This is a genomic window from Pseudorhodoferax aquiterrae, assembly GCF_014652235.1.
In the GTDB taxonomy this organism is placed as follows: domain Bacteria; phylum Pseudomonadota; class Gammaproteobacteria; order Burkholderiales; family Burkholderiaceae_C; genus Pseudorhodoferax; species Pseudorhodoferax aquiterrae.
In genome coordinates, this window is the sequence record NZ_BMYK01000004.1 from 25324 (window position 1) to 42025 (window position 16702).

Consider the following 16702-nt stretch of genomic DNA (forward strand, 5'->3'; position numbering starts at 1 on the left):
CGGCCGTCCCGCACCGGCCACGTCACTGCTGGAGCCGCGCCTCGATCGTGCGCACGGTCTCGATCAGCCGCGGCCGCACCTGTTGCAGCAGGTGCTGGGCCGAGCCCGCGCTGGCCGGGCAGGCCGCATTGACGACCATGGGCGGCAGGCCCTGGCCGGTGCGCAGCGGCACCGCGATGGCGTGGATCTCGGCATGCCAGTCGCCCAGCGAACTGCAGCAGCCGTGGGCAGCCAGCTCGGCCACGGCCTGGTCGATGCCGGCCTGCAGGCGCGGCCACTGCAGCGGGTCGAGCGCCCGCAGGCGTTCCTCCAGGCCCTGGCGCAGGGCGGGTTCGGCCCCGGCCAGGACGGCACGGCCCATGGCGCTGGGCGCCAGCGGGATGCGCGAGCCGATCTCCAGCCGCAGCGTCACCAGCGAGTAGCTGCGGCAACTCTCGATGTAGAGCATGGCCAGGTCGTCGCGCGTGCCCAGCGAGACCAGCGTGCTGGTGGCGTTGGCCAGGGCCTGCATCAGCGGCCGGCCGACCTCCTTGACATCCAGCCGTGCCAGCGTGGTGCCGCCCAGGGCCAGCGCCGCCACACCCAGGCGGTAGCGACCCGATTCCTCGATGTGGTGCAGGTAGTCCAGCCGCGTGAGCGTGTGGGTGAGCCGCGTGATGGTGGACTTGGGCAGTTGGCAGCGCTGCGCCAGCTCCTGGTTTCCGAGGCGCTCCTCGCCCGACTTGAAGCAGCTCAGCACCTTGAGACCGCGCGCCAGCGCGGTGACGAAGTGGCGGTCCTGCGGGTCGCGCGCGGCCCGGTGGGCATCGGCGCGGGGGCTCTGCACGGCAGTTGTCGATCGCTTGGGCATGCGCTCCTCGCGGCCATCGCCGCCGCACAACGGAAGAGCGGAATCTTAGACTGCTGTGCAGAACGCCCAGGCTCTAGGGACAACCCGCCGGCACCGCGATCCGGTGCTCCTGCGCCAGTTGCTTGGCGCGCGCCAGCACGGCGGGATCGGTGAAGCGCGGCCCCAGCACCAGCGCGATGAACTTGAAGTCCACCGGCGCGGTGGCCCCCTCGGCCGCCTGGAACAACGCGACCACCATCACCGGGCTCTTGCACGAGACGCGGATCACGTCGCGGTAGTAGGCGCGCCAGAGGCGGCCGAACACGATGGGATTGAGTTCGCGCGTGATGACCCACTCGTCGAACGCGTACTGCCAGTACTTGGTCAGCTGCGCGAACTGGGCGGGTTCGGGCATCTCGGTCAGCGTCCAGAAACGGGCCGGCATGGTCGCGCGCAGCGCATTGAAGCCCACGCGCAGGTGGCGGAAGGTGTCGGCGCGCGAAGCCAGCAGCGTGAACGACAGGCCGATGAATGCGACCGTGGCCGAGCAGGCCAGGATGAGCACCGTCAGCAAGGGCACGCTGATCCAGCCGAAAACCAGCGGCTGCGCCCCGGCGGGCGGTGCGGCACTGGCGGCGAGCTGGGCGATGGCGGGAGCGGCGGCCGGCGTCATGGTGGCGGAAAAAGGCGCAGCGAGAGGGGAATCGGAGCCACCGGCGGTGGCCTGCAATCGATCTTAGCTGTATTTAAATACAGTATTTGGCGTCATTGCAACGATTCGTTTCCGTCGTCGTCACCCTCCGTCGTTACCGGCTTGGCAGCCTCGGCGGGCCGCAGTTGGCGCAGCGCGCGCAGCACGCCCTCCACCAGCGCGTTCTGCGGTCCGGGCCGCCACACCGCGTAGGTTTCGGACAGCGCCGTGACGCCCTGCAGCGGGCGGAACACCACGCCGCCCAGGCCACAGCGCTGCATGGCCTGCGGCACCAGCGCCACGCCCAGGCCCTGGGCCACCATGGAGACCACGGCCAGCCAGTGGCGCACCTCGTGCCGCACCTCGGGCAGGAAACCGGCCTGGGCGCAGATGGCGAGGATGCGCTCGTGGTAATCGGGCGAGGCCACGCGCGAGAACAGCACGACGGCCTCGTCGCGCAGCGCGGCGGGATCGACACGCCGGCGCCGCGCCAGCGCATGGGCCTCCGGCAAACAGGCCACGAAGGGCTCGCTGAGCAGCAGGCGCGACTGCAGCTCCGCGGGCAGCCGCGCCGTGTGCATGAAGCCCAGGTCCAGCCGGTCGTGCAGGAGGTCGGTGATCTGTTCGGCCGAATTGAGCTCGGCCAGGCCGATGCGCACGGCCGGGTGGCCGGCCTGGAAGCGGCGCAGCGCCTGCGGCAGGCCGCGGTACAGCATGGCGCCCACGAAGCCGATCCGCAGCCGCCCGGCCGAACCGGCCGCCACCTCGCGCGCTTCGAGCGCGGCCTCCTCGGCCTGGCGCAGCAGCTTGCGGGCCGAGGCCCGCAGCGCCTGGCCGGCCGGCGTGAGCCGCACCTGCTTGCTGTTGCGCTCGAACAGGCGTGCGCCCACGGCGTCCTCGAGCTGGCGGATCGCCACCGACAGCGGTGGCTGCGAGATCGCGAGCCGCTCGGCCGCGCGGCCGAAGTGCAGTTCGTCGGCCAGCACGGCGAAGTAGCGCAGGTGGCGCAGCTCCATCGGTCAGGGCGGGGGCGAAGACATGGGCGCGACCATAGCAGGCGCGCGCGGCGTGCCTCAGGCCAGCGCCTGCCTCATTTGCTCGACCAGGGCCTGTGCGGCGGTGCTCCAGGGCAGGTCGCGCGGGCGCAGCGCGTAGGCGGTGGTGCGCACCTCGGGTGCCAGCGGCCGCACGGCCAGCGCGGGCAGCCGCCGCGCGTGCCGCGCCGACCAGTGGTCCAGCACCGCCCAGCCCAGGCCCTGCGCCGCCAGCTCCACGGCTGCGTGGTAGCTCGAGGTGGTGACGCGGGCCGGGGGCGCGAGCGCGTGCGCGTCGTAGGCGCTGTGCAGCTGCCGGCCGATCGGGTCGGCCGGGTCGAGGTCGATCAGCGGCTGCGCGGCCAGCGCCTGCAGCGGCACCGGGCCCTCCGGCAGCCCCCGGCCCACGCAGACCACATGGCCGTGGCCGATGGCCTGGTCCACCGCCGCGGGGTGGCTGGAGGGCTCCAGCGCGAAGCCCAGGTCGGCCTCGCGCCGCACGATGGCGTCGGCGATCTGGCGCGAGTGCAGCGTGCGCAGCGTCAGCCGCACGCGCGGGTGCGCGCTGTTCCAGCGGCCCAGCGCCTGCGGCAGCGCTTCGATCGACAGGCCCGGCACGCACAGCACGCGCAGCACCATGTCCGAGCCGGCGCCCAGGTTGGCGGCGCTGCGGCGCACGGCGTCCAGCTGGGCATACAGGTCTTCCACGTCGGGGAACAGGCGCTGCGCCTCCACCGTGGGCACGAGCCGGCCGCGCACACGCTCGAACAGCGGCACGCCGATGCTCTGCTCGGCCTGCTGCAGCAGGCGCGAGGCGGCGGGCTGGGTGATGTGCAGCGTGTCGGCCGCACCCTTGACGGTGCCGGCCTGCATGACGGCGTGGAAGATCTCGATGTGGCGGATGCGGAACATGGCAGGGGGCGGGGCGCGGCGGCCCGGCGCAGTCTGACACAGCGCCTCAGGCGCCGGCCAGCCCGGCGCGGCAGGCGGCGGCGAAACCGGGCAGCGGGCGACCCGCCAGCACGTCCGCCAGCAGCTGCGCCGAGCCGAAAGCCAGCGTGAAGCCCAGCGCGCCCTGGCCGGCGTTGAGGTAGACATTGGCATGCCGCGCCGCGCGCCCGATGCTGGGCAGGCCGGTCGGGGTGGCCGGGCGCAGGCCGGCCCAGGGGTGCAGCTCGGCCGGCGTGCTGCGCAGGCCGAACACCATGCGCACTGTCTCCAGCAGCCGCGCGATGCGCCGCGGATCGATGCGCGTGTCCTGGCCCACGAGTTCGGCGAAGCCGGCCACGCGCAGGCGCCGCGCCGCGCCCGTGCCGAGCGGGGCGAACACCGTCTTGAGGGCGGTGTCGGTCAGGCTGGTCGCGGGCATGCGCTCCACGTGGGCTGCGTCCACGTCGATGCTGTAGCCCTTGAGCGGCTGCACCGGCAGGCCGATGCCGAGCGGGCGCACCAACGGCGCGGACTGGGCACCGGCCGCGACCACGCAGGCATCGAAGCCGATGCCATGCTCCGCGCCGCCGTGCTCGGCGAACAGGCCACGCACCTGGCCGCCGCGCAGGTCCCAGCGCAGGAAACGGTGTTCCCACAGCGCGCCGTAGCGCGGGCCGGCGGCCAGCTGCTCGGCCAGCGTGGCGCAGACCTTGGCGCAATCGGCCACGGCCTCGCTGGGCGTCCACACGCCGCCGGCCAGTGGTGCGTCGGCGTGCAAGGCGGGCTCGCGCGCGAGGCACTGGCGCGCGTCCAGGATCTCCTGGGCCGGGCCCAGGCCGGCCTGCAGCGCCACCTGGCGGCGCGCGCCGGCCAGGCCCTGGGCGCTGCGGTACAGCACCAGCTTGCCCTGCTGCGCATGCTCGATGCGCGCGTCCGGCACGTCGGCACGCCAGCGCGCGAACTGCTGCTGGCTTTGCATCGACAGGCCCAGCAGTGCGCGCGTCGCTGCGTCCGCGCGCTGCTGGGTGCAGGCCGCAAGGAACTGCAGGCACCAGTGCCAGGCCGCCGGTGCGACGCCGGGACGCAGGCGCAGCGGCGAATGGCGCGCCAGCAGCAGCTGCGGAATCTGCGCCGGGATCGCGGGCGAGGCCAGCGGCGCCACATAGCCGTAGCTGAGCTGGGCGCCGTTCTGCGCACTGGCGCCCCGGCCCGGCCCGGCAGCCGCATCCAGCAACATCACCTCGTGGCCATCCGCGACGAGTGCGCGCGCCGTTGTCAATCCCACGATGCCACCACCGACCACCACCACGCGCACGCCAAGCCTCCGTCGAATGAACGGTGCCCATCATGGCGCGTGTGCCGCGGCCCGTCGATTGCCGCAATGGCGATGGGCCATGCCGCCACGGCATGCGGCCCGGGCTCCGCGTTGAGGCCAGGCCGGGCGCGTTCCGGTGCATGCGCTGCAGGCATACGCGATGGCGATTTCGCTACTCGCGGTGGACGGGGCCGCTCCGTACAGTGCGCCTCGTCCTCGTCCCCGGCTGCATGCCATTTCCACACAGGAGTAGAGAACCGATGTTCGACTGGACCCGTACCGCTTTCGCCGTGGCACTGTGTGCCGGCGCCCTCGCCGCCCAGGCGCAGCAGCCGCCGCAGGCCACGCTGGCCAAGGTCGCCCAGACCGGCACCATCCAGCTGAGCTACCGCGAGTCCTCGGTGCCGTTCAGCTACCTCGCGGGCGGTCAGCCGATCGGTTTCGGGGTGGACATCTGCGACCGCATCGTCGAGGCGGTCAAGGCCAGGACGGGCCGCGCCGATCTCAAGGTGGTGCGCATGCCGGTGACCTCGGCCAACCGCATCCCGCTGGTCGTCAACGGCACGGTCGACCTGGAGTGCGGCTCGACCACCAACAACGTCGCGCGGCGCGAACAGGTGGAGTTCGCGGTGAACTACTTCTACACCGGCACCCGGCTGATGGTGAAGAAGGGCGCCGGCATCCAGGGCCTGGCCGACCTGAAGGGCCGCAAGCTGGCCACGACCACGGGCACCACCAACCTGCAGGTGCTGCGCAAATACCTCAAGGACCACGACCAGGACACCGAACTGCTGACCTCCAAGGACCATGCGGACGGTGCACTGCTGGCCGAGACCGGCCGCGTGGACGCCTACGCCATGGACGACATCCTGCTGTACGGTCTGATCGCCAACGCCAAGAACCCGTCGGAGTGGGCCGTCGTCGGCGAGCCGCTGCAGGTCGAGCCCTACGCCATCATGCTGCGCAAGAACGACCCGGAGTTCAAGAGGCTGGTGGACGATGCGCTGGTGGCCTTGATGAAGAGCGGCGAGTTCGAGAAGCTCTACGACAAGTGGTTCCAGCAGCCCATCGCGCCGCGCCAGGTGGCGCTGGGCGTGCCCATGAGTGCCGAGCTGCGCCGCAACCTGCGCGAGTTCAGCGACCGGCCGGCGGCTTCGCCGGCACCCTGAGCGGCGCGCACCATGAAGATGCACCATCCGACCCTGCTGGCCGCGGCAACGCTGCTGCTGGCCACCCAGGCCGCCTGTGGCGCCTCCGACGCGCCGCCGGCCCCTGTCGACGTGCTGATCCGCGGCGGCACGGTCTACAACGGCGACGACCTGACGCCCACCGTGGCCGATGTCGGCGTGGCGGGCGACCGCATCGTGTTCGTCGGCCAGGCGCCCGGGGGCCTGACGGCGGGGCGGGTGATCGAGGCCGCCGGCATGGTCGTGGCACCGGGCTTCATCGACGCCCACACCCATGCCGACGGCGACCTGCTGTCGGAGGTGGCTGAAAAGCGCCTGAACCTGCCCTTCGTCACGCAGGGCGTGACCACCGCCGTGATCGGCAACGACGGCTACGGCAGCCACGACATCGCCGGCCAGGCCGAGCGCCTGCGCGTTCACCCACCCGGCACCAACGTGGCGATGTTCGTGGGCTTCGGCCCGGTGCGCCAGAGCCAGCTCGGCAACGAGAACAAGGCACCGGACGCGGCACAGACCGCGGCCATGCAGGCCCTTGTGGCGCGCGCCATGTGCGAGGGCGCCATCGGTTTTTCCACCGGGCTCTACTACACGCCGCAGAACTTCTCGACCACCGAGGAAGTCATCGCGGTGGCCCGGGCCGCCGCTGCGCATGGCGGGCTCTACGACAGCCACATCCGCGACGAGCAGACGGCCACCGGCCTGCCTGCCGCCGTGGCCGAGGCGCTGCGCGTCGGCCGCGAGGCCGGCATGCCGGTGCATATCGCGCACGTCAAGGCGCTCGGGGCCGACGCCAAGGGCAAGAGCGCCCAGATCATCGCCCTGGTCGAGGCCGCGCAGGCGGCGGGGCAGAAGGTCACGGCCGACCAGTACCCCTGGCTGGCCTCCAGCACGCGGCTGTCGGCCGCGCTGATCCCGCCCTGGGCCAATGCCGGCGGCCGCGCTGCGCTGCTCGCGCGCCTGGACGATCCCGCCGTGCAGGCGCGGCTGCGCGCCGACATCGCGGAGAACCTGCGCCTGCGCTACGGTGCCGAGGCCATTCTGATCGCGGCCGGCAACCCCCGCTACGTGGGCCGGACCCTCGCACAGATCGCCCAGGCGGCCCAGGTCGATGCGGTGGACGCGGTGCTGCTGGTGCTGCGCGAGGGCGACAACCTGATCGCCAACTTCAACCAGAGCGACGACGACGTGCGTGCCTTCATGGCGAAGCCCTGGGTCGGCACCTCGTCGGATTCGTCCGCCGGCCATCCGCGCGCGGTCGGCTCGTTCGCGCAGAAGTACGCGGAGTACGTGGTGCGGCAGCGCCACATCTCGCTGGGCCAGTTCGTGCGCAGCAGCACCGCCTTCACGGCCGATGCGCTGGGCATTGCAGAGCGTGGGCGCCTGAAGGCCGGGCACTTCGCCGACATCGTGGTGTTCGACCCGGCGCGGTTCGCCGCCCGGGCCACCTACACCGCGCCGACCGTGCTGTCCACGGGCGTGGTGCTGACCATGGTCAACGGTCAGGCCGTGGTGGAGAACGACGTGCCGCGCAGGGTGGCGGCCGGGCGGGCGCTGCTGCGCGCGCCGCGCGCTGGCCTCTGCCCCGCGCCGACGGCCGCGGCGGCGGTGAAGATGAGCCTGGCGCTGGACGGCGTGGCGCACAACCACGCGCAGTGCGGCGGTGGCAGCGTCGCCCTGGCGCAGGGCAGCTTCGCACCGGTGGTCCAGGCCGGCCCGCTGGCGCACCTGCTCGTCACGCAGCGATAGGAACCGCGTATAGATCGAGACACCGACAATATTGGACGTGCATGGCTGGCGGCCGAACAATCCGGCCCAGGAGACACCATGACCGCCCACCCCATTCCCGACCGCCACGGCCAGAACCTGTTCAGCACCGACACCGAGCTGCAGCAGCTGCTGGCCCTGTACCTGCCCGACGATCTGCGTCGCCACATGCTGCCGCACTTCGAGCGCCTGGGCGGCCTGGCCGGCGGCCCGCTCGACGAACTGGCCGGAACGGCCGACCGCAACCCGCCCGTGCTGGAGCACCGCACGCGCACGGGCCTGGACCAGCAGACCATCGTCAAGCACCCGGCCTATGTGGAGATGGAGCGGCTGGCCCTGAGCGAGTTCGCGATGGGTTCCATCTCGCACCGCGACGAGAGCTTCGGCTGGCAGGGCCAGATGCCGCCGGCCGTCAAGTACGTGCTGTTCTACCTGTTCGTGCAGGCGGAATTCGGCCTGTGCTGCCCGGTCTCGATGACGGACTCGCTCACGCGCACGCTCAAGAAGTTCGGCGACCCCGCACTCGTGGCGCGCTGCCTGCCGCGCCTGACCTCGCTGGACGCAGGCGAACTGGCCCAGGGCGCCATGTTCATGACCGAGCAGGCCGCAGGCTCGGACATCGCCGCCACCCTGACGCGCGCCAGCGCCCAGCCCGATGGCAGCTGGCGGCTGACCGGGGACAAGTGGTTCTGCTCCAACCCCGACGCCGACTTCGCGATGGTGCTGGCCCGGCCCGACGACGCGCCGCCCGGCATCAAGGGCGTCTCGCTGTTCCTGCTGCCGCGCCGGCTGGAGGACGGCAGCCTGAACCGCTACCGCATCGTGCGGCTCAAGCACAAGCTGGGCACGCGCTCCATGGCCTCGGGCGAGATCACGCTGGAGGGCGCGCGGGCCTGGCTGGTCGGCGAGCCCGGCCGCGGTTTCGTGCAAATGGCCGACATGGTCAACAACTCGCGCCTGTCCAACGGCGTGCGCTCGGCCGGCATGATGCGCCGCGCCTGCGCCGAAGCCGAGTTCATCGCCAGCCAGCGCATGGCCTTCGGCAAGCGCCTGGCCGACATGCCGCTCATGCAGCGCCAGCTCGACAAGCTGCGGCTGCCGGCCGAGCAGGCGCGCACCATGGTGTTCCAGACCGCGCAGGCGCTGCAACGTTCCGACGCAGGCGAAGAGGGCGCCTACGCGCTGCTGCGCATCCTCACGCCCATGATCAAGTTCCGCGCCTGCCGCGACGCGCGCAAGGTCACGGGCGACGCGATGGAGGTGCGCGGCGGCTGCGGCTACATCGAGGAATGGTCCGACGCGCGCCTGGTGCGCGACGCGCACCTGGGCTCGATCTGGGAAGGCACGAGCAACATCGTGGCGCTCGACGTGGTGCGCGCGATCCAGCGCGAGAACGCGCTGCCCGTGCTGCAAACCCATCTGCACGCGCTGCTGGACGAGGCGGGCCTGGCCCCGGCTTTCGACCGGGCGCTGCGCGAGGCGCTCGCGCGGGCCGCCGCGCTGGCCCAGACCGCGGCAGCGCAGGGCGGCGAGGTGCTCGCGCGCCAGGCCGCCTCCGGCCTGTACCACTGCAGCAGTGCCATCGCCATGGCCTGGGAGGCGCAGCGCACCGGCTCGGCCGCGCGGCTGCGCTGGGCGCAGCTCGTGCTGCTGCACCGCGTGCTGCCGCGCGACCCGCTGGCCGTCGCCGACATCCCGGCCAACTGGCATGCCGGCGCGCTGCGCCCGGCCGCCGTCACCGCCTGATTCCCGCCTTCTCGCGGCCCCCGCCAGATTCCGGCGGGTGGCCGCCGCATCGCCCCCAAGGAGACAACCATGCGCATCCTCGCCACCTTGCTGTCCGCCGCCCTGCTGGCCATCGCGCCGATCGGCCAGGCCCAGGCCCAGAGCTTCCCCGACAAACCCGTCATGCTGGTCGTTCCCTTCCCGCCCGGCGGGCCGACCGATGCCATGGCCCGCACCATCGCGGCCGAGATGAAGGACAGGCTGGGCCAGCCCGTGATCGTGGAGAACCGCGCGGGTGCGGGCGGCAACATCGGCGCCGAATACGTGGCGCGTGCCGCGGCCGACGGCCAGACCCTGCTGTTCGGCACCTCGGGCCCGCTGGCCATCAACGCGAGCCTGTACCGCAAGAGCACCTACGACCCCGTCAAGAGCTTCGCCCCGGTCATCCAGGTCGGCCACCTGCCCAACATCCTGGTGGTCAACCCCGGCGTGCCGGCGCAGAACGTCAAGGAGCTGGTGGCCTACGCCAAGGCCCACCCGGGCAAGCTCAGCTATGCGTCCTCGGGCAACGGCGCGTCCTCGCACCTGGCCGGCGTGCTGTTCAACGAGAAGGCCGGCACCGACATCCAGCACATCCCCTACAAGGGAACGGGCCCGGCGCTCAACGACCTGCTGGGCGGCCAGGTCAGCATGAGCTTCACCGACGTGCTGACCGCGCTGCCCTATGTGCGGAGCGGCAAGCTGCGTGCGCTGGGCATCGCCACGGCGCAGCGCTCGCAGGCCCTGCCGGACCTGCCCGCCATCGCCGAGCAGGGCGTGCCGGGCTACGACGTGAGCGTGTTCTTCGGCATCGTCGCGCCGGCCGGAACCCCAGCGGACCGCATCGCCAGGCTCAACAAGGCCTTCGTCGAGGTGCTGGCCAGCCCCAAGCTCAAGGAGCTGTTCGCCGCGCAGGGGCTGGAGGCGGCGCCCGACCACACGCCCGCGCAGCTGGCGAAGTTCATCGCGGCGCAGAAGACGGCCTGGGCGGCGGTGGTCCAGCAGTCCGGTGCGCAACTCGACTGAAAGCCCCTGTCCATTAACCTCGGGTGCTTTCGATCCACCGACGTCTTCCATGCCCTCTTTCGACAACGAAGCCCCCGACACCCTGTTCAGCCTGCGCATGCCCATGGTCCAGGCCTTCGGCCTGCGCGGCCTGCACATCGACGGCGACGAGGCCCGTGTGCTGATGCCGGCCAACCCGCAGCACGCCAACAGCCGCGGCGACGTGCACGGCGGCGCCTACGCCGTGCTGATGGACAGCGTGCTCTCCTGCGCCGCGCGCGCCCACGATCCTGCGCGCTTCGGCGTGATCACGGTCGACATGGCGCTGCACTACGTGGCCGGCACGCGCGGCGATGTCATCGCCACGGCCCGCTGCGAGCGCCGCGGCAAGTCGCTGTGCTTCGTGCGCGGCGAGGCCCGCGACGCCGACGGCAACCTGCTGACGCTGGCGACCGGCACCTTCAAGCTGGTCGAGCGGGCCCCTTCCAAGAACTAGGAGACTTCCCCATGACGATCGCCCCCGGCGCCCTGGCCGGCATCCGCGTGCTCGACCTCTCGCGCATCCTCGGCGGCCCGTATTGCGGCCAGATCCTCGGCGACCACGGCGCCGACGTGCTCAAGGTCGAACCGCCCGGGGGCGACGACACGCGCACCTGGGGGCCACCCTTCCGCGACGGCGTGGCCTCCTACTACCACGGCCTGAACCGCAACAAGCGCGTGCAGCACCTGGACCTCACGGACCCTGCCGAGCGCGACAAGCTGCTGGCGCTGGTGGCACAGGCCGATGTGCTGGTCGAGAACTTCAAGACCGGCACCATGGAGCGCTGGGGCATCGGCTACGAACAGCTGCGCGAGCGCTTCCCGCGGCTCGTCTGGTGCCGCGTCTCGGGCTTCGGCGCCGACGGCCCGCTCGGCGCCCTGCCGGGCTACGACGCCGCCGTGCAGGCCATGACCGGCCTCATGAGCGTGAACGGCGAGGCCGGCGGCGAGCCGCTGCGCGTGGGCCTGCCCGTGGTCGACATGGTCACGGGCCTGAACGCCGTGATCGGTGTGCTGCTGGCGCTGCAGGAGCGGCACCGCAGCGGCCAGGGCCAGCTGGTGGAGGCCGCGCTCTACGACGCCGGCATCTCCCTGCTGCACCCGCATGCGGCCAACTGGTTCATGGACGGCCGCGTGCCGGGCCGCACCGGCAACGCCCATCCCAACATCTACCCCTACGACACGGTGCGCACGGCCACCGACCCGGTGTTCCTGGCCGTGGGCAACGACCGCCAGTTCGCGGCCCTGTGCCGCGTGATCGGCGTGCCGGAACTGGCCGAGCACGCGGACTACCGCACGGCGGGTGGCCGCTCGGTGCACCGCGCCGCGCTCAAGCCGCTGCTCGAAGCCGCGCTGGCCACCTTCGACGGCCGCCAGCTCGTCGACGACCTCATGGCCGCCGGCGTGCCGGCCGCGCCGGTGCTGCCGGTGGATGCCGCGCTCACGCACCCGCACACGGCGCACCGCGGCATGGTGGTGGAGCTCGCAGGCGGCTACCGCGGCGTGGGCGCGCCCGTGAAGCTCTCGCGCACGCCGGCCAGCTACCGGCATGCGCCGCTGACGCCGGGGGAGCGGTTCGAGGGGTAGACGGCGCACGGCCGATGCTTGATGTTACGTACGCGATAACGTACGATTGAGCCGCATCCTTGGAGACTTGCCATGAGCACGTTCACAGCCAGCGAGGCGCGGGCCAATCTGTACCGCCTCATCGACCAAGCGGCCGAATCCCATCAGCCCATCCACATCGCCGGCAAGCGGGCCAGTGCCGTGCTGCTTTCGTCCGAAGACTGGGAGGCGATCCAGGAAACGCTGTACCTGCTGTCGGTGCCAGGCATGCGCGAGTCGATCAAGGACGCGATGTCCGAGCCCCTGGCCAAGAGCGTCAAAGAGCTCGACTGGTGACCTGGCAGCTTGTCTTCTCGAAGTACGCCGAGAAGGACGCCAAGAAACTGGTTGCCGCCGGACTGAAGCCCAAGACGCAGGCTCTGCTGCGCATTCTGGCGAGCGATCCGTTCCAGAACCCGCCGCCGTACGAGAAGCTCGTGGGTGATCTGCACGGCGCTTACTCGCGCCGCATCAACATCCAGCACCGTCTGGTCTACGAAGTCTTTCGCGCAGAGCACACCGTCCGTGTGCTGCGGATGTGGACCCACTACGAGTGATCTGACAGCGCTGCCCCCGTGCAGTGCGCCACGAATTCCGCCGCCGTGCGCCCCAGCGGCTTGTGCCGGTGCGTCACCACTGCGAGCCGGCGCGACGCCGCCGGCAGCCGCGTGCGCAGCGCGACCAGCCAGCCCTCCGCCAGCGCCTGCGCCACGGCCTGGCGTGACAGGCAGCCCAGCCCCGCACCGGCCGCGACCAGGCGCTTGATCGCCTCGGTGCTGCCGAGCTCGAAGCCCACGTCCAGCCGGTCCAGGTGCGCCATGAGCCAGTTGTCCGTGGCCTGGCGCGTGCCGGATTCGGGCTCGCGCAGGATCCAGGTGGTATCGGCCAGCTGACGCGCCGTGGCCGTGCGCGCGGCCAGCGGGTGGTCGGGCGCCGCCACGATCACGAGCTCGTCCTCGCGCCAGGCTTGCACCGCCAGGTCGGGATGGGTCTGCGGCCCTTCGATGAAGCCCACGTCCACCGTGAAGGCGGCCACCGCCTCGATCACTTCGCTGGTGTTGGCGATGCGCAGGCGCACGCGGCTGCGCGGGTGGGCCCGCGTCCAGTCGGCCACCAGGCCGGGCAGCAGGTATTCGCCGATCGTGAAGCTGGCCGCCACGTGCAGCGGCGTGGCGTGCTCGCCAGCGAACAGGGTCTGCAGCTCGCCGGCCTGCTCCAGCACGGTGCGGGCCCGCGGCAGCAGGGCGCGGCCGTTCTCGTTGAGCAGCAGGCGCCGGCCCACGCGGTCGAACAGCGTCACGCCCAGGGCCGCTTCGAGTTCGGCCAGCGCGGCGCTGGCCGCGGACTGCGAGCGTGACACGCGGCCGGCCGCGCCGCGCGTGGAGCCGGCCTGCGCGGTGGCGACGAACACCTCCAGCTGGCGCAGGTTCAAGCGCAGGCGCTGATCGGGTTTTTCGATCATCATGAGAAAAATTATCGGCTTTTTGATGGCGTGGGGCGGCTTTACGATGGCTTGCCGGTTATTTGCTTATGCCGATCGGCGCATAACGAAACTCCACGAGGCGCCTGTGCTGCAGTTCCTCTCTCCCGAGCCCTTGCACGACCCCTTGGCCGCGCCCACGCCCACCGACGCGACCACGGTCAAGACCACCACCTGCTACATGTGCGCCTGCCGCTGCGGCATCCGCGTGCATCTGCGCGAGGGCGAGCAGGGCCCGGAAGTGCGCTACATCGACGGCAACCCCGACCACCCGCTGAACCAGGGCGTGATCTGCGCCAAGGGCTCGGCCGGCATCATGAAGCAGTACTCGCCGGCGCGGCTCACGCAGCCGCTCAGGCGCAAGCCGGGCAGTGAGCGCGGTGCGGGCGCGTTCGAGCCCATTTCCTGGGACGAGGCCCTGGCCCTGTTGACCGAGCGGCTCGCGAAGATCCGCGCCACCGACCCCAAGAAGTTCGCGCTGTTCACGGGCCGCGACCAGATGCAGGCGCTCACGGGCTTGTTCGCGCGCCAGTTCGGCACGCCCAACTACGCGGCGCATGGCGGCTTCTGCTCGGTGAACATGGCGGCCGGCATGATCTACACCATCGGCGGCAGCTTCTGGGAGTTCGGCGGGCCGGACCTGGAGCGTTCCAGGCTGTTCGTCATGATCGGCACGGCCGAGGACCACCACAGCAACCCGATGAAGATGGCGCTCGGCAAGTTCAAGCGCGCGGGCGGGCGCTTCATCGCGATCAACCCCATCCGCACGGGCTACGCCGCGATCGCCGACGAATGGATCCCGATCAAGCCCGGCACCGACGGCGCACTGCTCATGGCGCTGCTGCACGTGCTGATCGCGGACGACCTGGTCGACCACGACTTCCTCAAGCGTTTCACCAACGCGCCGCAGCTCGTGGTGCTGGACGGCGGCGCGCGCGACGGCCTGTTCGCCTTCGACCCCGACCCGCAGCGCGGGCCGCCCGGCGATGGCCGGCATCCGCACAACAAGCTCATCTGGTGCAGGAACGGCCAGCGCGTGCTGAATGCCTACCCCGAAGGCATTGCCGAGGGCTGCGACCCCGCGCTCGAAGGCCACTACCTGCTTGCCGACGGCACGCGCGTCGCGCCCGCATTCCAGCTGCTGCGCGAGCGCGTGGCCTCGTGCACGCCCGAGTGGGCCGAGGCCATCTGCGGCGTGCCGGCCGCGCGCATCCGCCGGTTGGCGCGCGAGATGGGCGAGACCGCCATGCACCAGGCCTTCGAGCTGCCCATCCCCTGGGAGGACGCCTGGGGCAAGCAGCACGCCACCACCATCGGCCGTCCTGTGGCCTTCCACGCCATGCGTGGCCTGGCGGCGCATTCCAATGGTTTCCAGACCGTGCGGGCGTTGGCCGTGCTCATGAGCGTGCTGGGCACCATCGACCGGCCGGGCGGCTTTCGCCACAAGGCGCCGTACCCGCGCCACATCGTCCCAAACTACCGGGCCTTCAACGACCCGGACATGATCCAGCCTAACACGCCGCTCAACGCCGCGCCGCTGGGTTTTCCGGCCAACCCGGACGAGCTGGCCATCTACCCCGATGGCTCGCCGATCCGCATCGACCACGCCTTCTCGTGGGAGCATCCGCTGTCGGCCCACGGGCTCATGCACAACGTGATCACCAACGCGGTCAAGGGCGACCCGTACCGCATCGACACGCTGCTGATCTTCATGGCCAACATGGCCTGGAACAGCAGCATGAACACGCAGGCCGTGCGCGAGATGCTGAACCGCAAGGACGCGGATGGCGAGTACCGTATCCCGTTCCTGGTCGTCTGCGACGCGTTCCAGAGCGAGACCGTGGCCTTCGCCGACCTGGTGCTGCCCGACACCACGTATCTCGAGCGCCACGACGTGATGAGCATGCTGGACCGGCCGATCTCCGAATTCGACGGCCCGGTCGACTCGGTGCGCGTGCCGGTGCTGCCGCCCACCGGCCAGTGCCGGCCGTTCCAGGAGGTGCTGATCGAACTGGGCTCGCGGCTGAAGTTCCCGGCCTTCACCACGGCCGAGGGCGAACGCAAGTTCAAGGACTACCCGGACTTCGTCGTCAACTTCCAGCCGCAGCCCGGCATCGGCTTCCTGATGGGCTGGCGCGGCAAGGACGGCACCGAACACCTGCGTGGCGAGCCGAATCCGAAGCAGTGGGAGATGTACGCGCAGAACAACTGCGTGTTCCAGTACCACATGCCCGAGGGCATGCAGTACATGCGCAACTGGAACCGCGCCTACCTGGACTTCGCCAAGGACAAGGGCTGGCGCCAGAAGAACGACCCGGTGCAACTGGCGCTGTACAGCGACACGCTGCAGTGCTTCCGGCTCGCGGCCCGGGGCCAATGCGGCGGCCGCCAGCCGCCCGAGCACCTGCGCGAACGCATCGCCACCTACTTCGATCCGCTGCCCTTCTGGTATGCGCCGCTGGAGGAGGCCGCCACCGACCTCGCGGCCTACCCGCTCAACGCGGTCACCCAGCGGCCCATGGCCATGTACCACTCCTGGGATTCGCAGAACGCCTGGCTGCGCCAGATCCACAGCCACAATTACCTGCACGTGAACCCGAAGACGGCGCAGGCCGCCGGCATCGCCGATGGGGGCTGGTGCTGGGTCGAGAGCCCCTGGGGCAAGGTGCGTGGCATGGCCCGCTACACCGAGGCCGTGGAGCCCGGCACGGTGTGGACCTGGAACGCCATCGGCAAGGCCGACAGCGCCTGGCAGCTCGCGCCCGGCGCGGACGAGGCGCGCAAGGGCTTTCTGTTGAACCACCTGATCAGCGAGGAACTGCCCTGTGCGGGCACGCCTGCCGGCACGATCAGCAATTCCGACCCCATCACGGGCCAGGCCGGCTGGTACGACGTGCGCGTGCGCATCCGGCCGGCCGGGCCCGAGGAGCCGCAGGAGAGCTATCCGCAGTTCGCGGCCGTGCCGCCTGCGCCCGGCGTGCGCGGCAAGGCGCAGCGCGTGCTGGCCTACTTCGCGGGAGGAAAAAAATGACCCCCACGCTCCCCCGCTTCGCGCGGTC

At 71.3% G+C, this 16702-nt stretch carries 15 protein-coding genes; 9 read left to right on the forward strand and 6 right to left on the reverse strand.

The genetic code is table 11. The features are described from left to right. Positions 1 to 22: 22 nt before the first annotated feature. From IE209_RS08055 to IE209_RS08075, 5 genes are all read right to left on the reverse strand, one after another. A complete protein-coding gene (locus tag IE209_RS08055) occupies positions 23 to 826 on the reverse strand; it encodes an IclR family transcriptional regulator (protein WP_229882742.1) in 804 nt (267 codons plus the stop codon). A 97-nt stretch (positions 827 to 923) separates the two neighbouring features. Further along, the gene (locus tag IE209_RS08060) at positions 924 to 1502 is read right to left on the reverse strand and encodes a hypothetical protein (RefSeq protein ID WP_189686453.1); all 579 of its coding nucleotides are present in this window, start codon (positions 1500 to 1502) and stop codon (positions 924 to 926) included. A gap of 92 nt (positions 1503 to 1594) precedes the next feature. Then, positions 1595 to 2536, reverse strand: a complete 942-nt coding sequence (locus IE209_RS08065; protein WP_189686454.1) for a LysR family transcriptional regulator — start codon at positions 2534 to 2536, stop codon at positions 1595 to 1597. 57 nt (positions 2537 to 2593) lie between these two features. Continuing rightward, on the reverse strand, positions 2594 to 3466 hold the full coding sequence (locus IE209_RS08070) for a LysR family transcriptional regulator (protein ID WP_189686455.1): 873 nt from the start codon (positions 3464 to 3466) through the stop codon (positions 2594 to 2596). A 46-nt stretch (positions 3467 to 3512) separates the two neighbouring features. After that, positions 3513 to 4799, reverse strand: coding sequence for an FAD-dependent oxidoreductase (locus IE209_RS08075; RefSeq protein ID WP_189686456.1), 1287 nt, complete (start codon positions 4797 to 4799; stop codon positions 3513 to 3515). A 260-nt stretch (positions 4800 to 5059) separates the two neighbouring features. Here IE209_RS08075 and IE209_RS08080 point away from each other — a divergent pair, with 260 nt between their 5' ends. The 8 genes from IE209_RS08080 to IE209_RS08115 all read left to right on the forward strand — a co-directional run bounded on the left by IE209_RS08080 (position 5060) and on the right by IE209_RS08115 (position 12720). Next, positions 5060 to 5968 carry an amino acid ABC transporter substrate-binding protein gene (locus IE209_RS08080; RefSeq protein WP_189686457.1) on the forward strand — a complete coding sequence of 303 codons (909 nt, stop codon included), beginning with the start codon at positions 5060 to 5062 and terminating at the stop codon, positions 5966 to 5968. Positions 5969 to 5980: 12 nt separating this feature from the next. Beyond that, the gene (locus tag IE209_RS08085) at positions 5981 to 7732 is read left to right on the forward strand and encodes an N-acyl-D-amino-acid deacylase family protein (protein ID WP_229882743.1); all 1752 of its coding nucleotides are present in this window, start codon (positions 5981 to 5983) and stop codon (positions 7730 to 7732) included. 78 nt (positions 7733 to 7810) lie between these two features. Beyond that, positions 7811 to 9496: an acyl-CoA dehydrogenase family protein gene (locus tag IE209_RS08090; protein WP_189686458.1), complete on the forward strand. Its 1686-nt coding sequence runs from the start codon at positions 7811 to 7813 to the stop codon at positions 9494 to 9496. A 69-nt stretch (positions 9497 to 9565) separates the two neighbouring features. Further along, positions 9566 to 10540 carry a Bug family tripartite tricarboxylate transporter substrate binding protein gene (locus tag IE209_RS08095; RefSeq protein WP_189686459.1) on the forward strand — a complete coding sequence of 325 codons (975 nt, stop codon included), beginning with the start codon at positions 9566 to 9568 and terminating at the stop codon, positions 10538 to 10540. Positions 10541 to 10589: 49 nt separating this feature from the next. Beyond that, positions 10590 to 11015, forward strand: a complete 426-nt coding sequence (locus IE209_RS08100; RefSeq protein WP_189686460.1) for a PaaI family thioesterase — start codon at positions 10590 to 10592, stop codon at positions 11013 to 11015. Between the two features lie 11 nt (positions 11016 to 11026). Further along, entirely contained in the window at positions 11027 to 12145 is a 1119-nt protein-coding gene (locus IE209_RS08105; RefSeq protein WP_189686461.1) for a CaiB/BaiF CoA transferase family protein, read from the forward strand. Positions 12146 to 12217: 72 nt separating this feature from the next. Continuing rightward, positions 12218 to 12460, forward strand: a complete 243-nt coding sequence (locus tag IE209_RS08110; RefSeq protein WP_189686462.1) for a type II toxin-antitoxin system Phd/YefM family antitoxin — start codon at positions 12218 to 12220, stop codon at positions 12458 to 12460. Further along, the gene (locus IE209_RS08115) at positions 12457 to 12720 is read left to right on the forward strand and encodes a Txe/YoeB family addiction module toxin (protein ID WP_189686463.1); all 264 of its coding nucleotides are present in this window, start codon (positions 12457 to 12459) and stop codon (positions 12718 to 12720) included. The genes IE209_RS08110 and IE209_RS08115 overlap by 4 nt, the downstream gene beginning before the upstream one ends. On the opposite strand, the gene IE209_RS08120 is transcribed toward IE209_RS08115, so the two are convergent. Continuing rightward, positions 12711 to 13625, reverse strand: a complete 915-nt coding sequence (locus tag IE209_RS08120; RefSeq protein ID WP_189686850.1) for a LysR family transcriptional regulator — start codon at positions 13623 to 13625, stop codon at positions 12711 to 12713. The two genes, IE209_RS08115 and IE209_RS08120, sit on opposite strands and share 10 nt — an antisense overlap. A gap of 106 nt (positions 13626 to 13731) precedes the next feature. Here IE209_RS08120 and IE209_RS08125 point away from each other — a divergent pair, with 106 nt between their 5' ends. Beyond that, positions 13732 to 16674 (forward strand): molybdopterin oxidoreductase family protein, encoded by a 2943-nt coding sequence (locus tag IE209_RS08125; RefSeq protein ID WP_268245952.1) that lies wholly within the window; start codon positions 13732 to 13734, stop codon positions 16672 to 16674. The last annotated feature ends 28 nt before the right edge of the window (positions 16675 to 16702 follow it).

Excerpts from the sequence above, each read along its gene's own strand:
- IE209_RS08120 (WP_189686850.1), bottom strand. The coding sequence starts at position 13,625 with ATGATCGAAAAACCCGATCAGCGCCTGCGCTTGAACCTGCGCCAGCTG.
- IE209_RS08085 (WP_229882743.1), top strand. The coding sequence starts at position 5,981 with ATGAAGATGCACCATCCGACCCTGCTGGCCGCGGCAACGCTGCTGCTG.
- IE209_RS08105 (WP_189686461.1), top strand. The coding sequence starts at position 11,027 with ATGACGATCGCCCCCGGCGCCCTGGCCGGCATCCGCGTGCTCGACCTC.
- IE209_RS08090 (WP_189686458.1), top strand. The coding sequence starts at position 7,811 with ATGACCGCCCACCCCATTCCCGACCGCCACGGCCAGAACCTGTTCAGC.
- IE209_RS08080 (WP_189686457.1), top strand. The coding sequence starts at position 5,060 with ATGTTCGACTGGACCCGTACCGCTTTCGCCGTGGCACTGTGTGCCGGC.
- IE209_RS08065 (WP_189686454.1), bottom strand. The coding sequence starts at position 2,536 with ATGGAGCTGCGCCACCTGCGCTACTTCGCCGTGCTGGCCGACGAACTG.
- IE209_RS08100 (WP_189686460.1), top strand. The coding sequence starts at position 10,590 with ATGCCCTCTTTCGACAACGAAGCCCCCGACACCCTGTTCAGCCTGCGC.
- IE209_RS08095 (WP_189686459.1), top strand. The coding sequence starts at position 9,566 with ATGCGCATCCTCGCCACCTTGCTGTCCGCCGCCCTGCTGGCCATCGCG.
- IE209_RS08060 (WP_189686453.1), bottom strand. The coding sequence starts at position 1,502 with ATGACGCCGGCCGCCGCTCCCGCCATCGCCCAGCTCGCCGCCAGTGCC.
- IE209_RS08070 (WP_189686455.1), bottom strand. The coding sequence starts at position 3,466 with ATGTTCCGCATCCGCCACATCGAGATCTTCCACGCCGTCATGCAGGCC.
- IE209_RS08110 (WP_189686462.1), top strand. The coding sequence starts at position 12,218 with ATGAGCACGTTCACAGCCAGCGAGGCGCGGGCCAATCTGTACCGCCTC.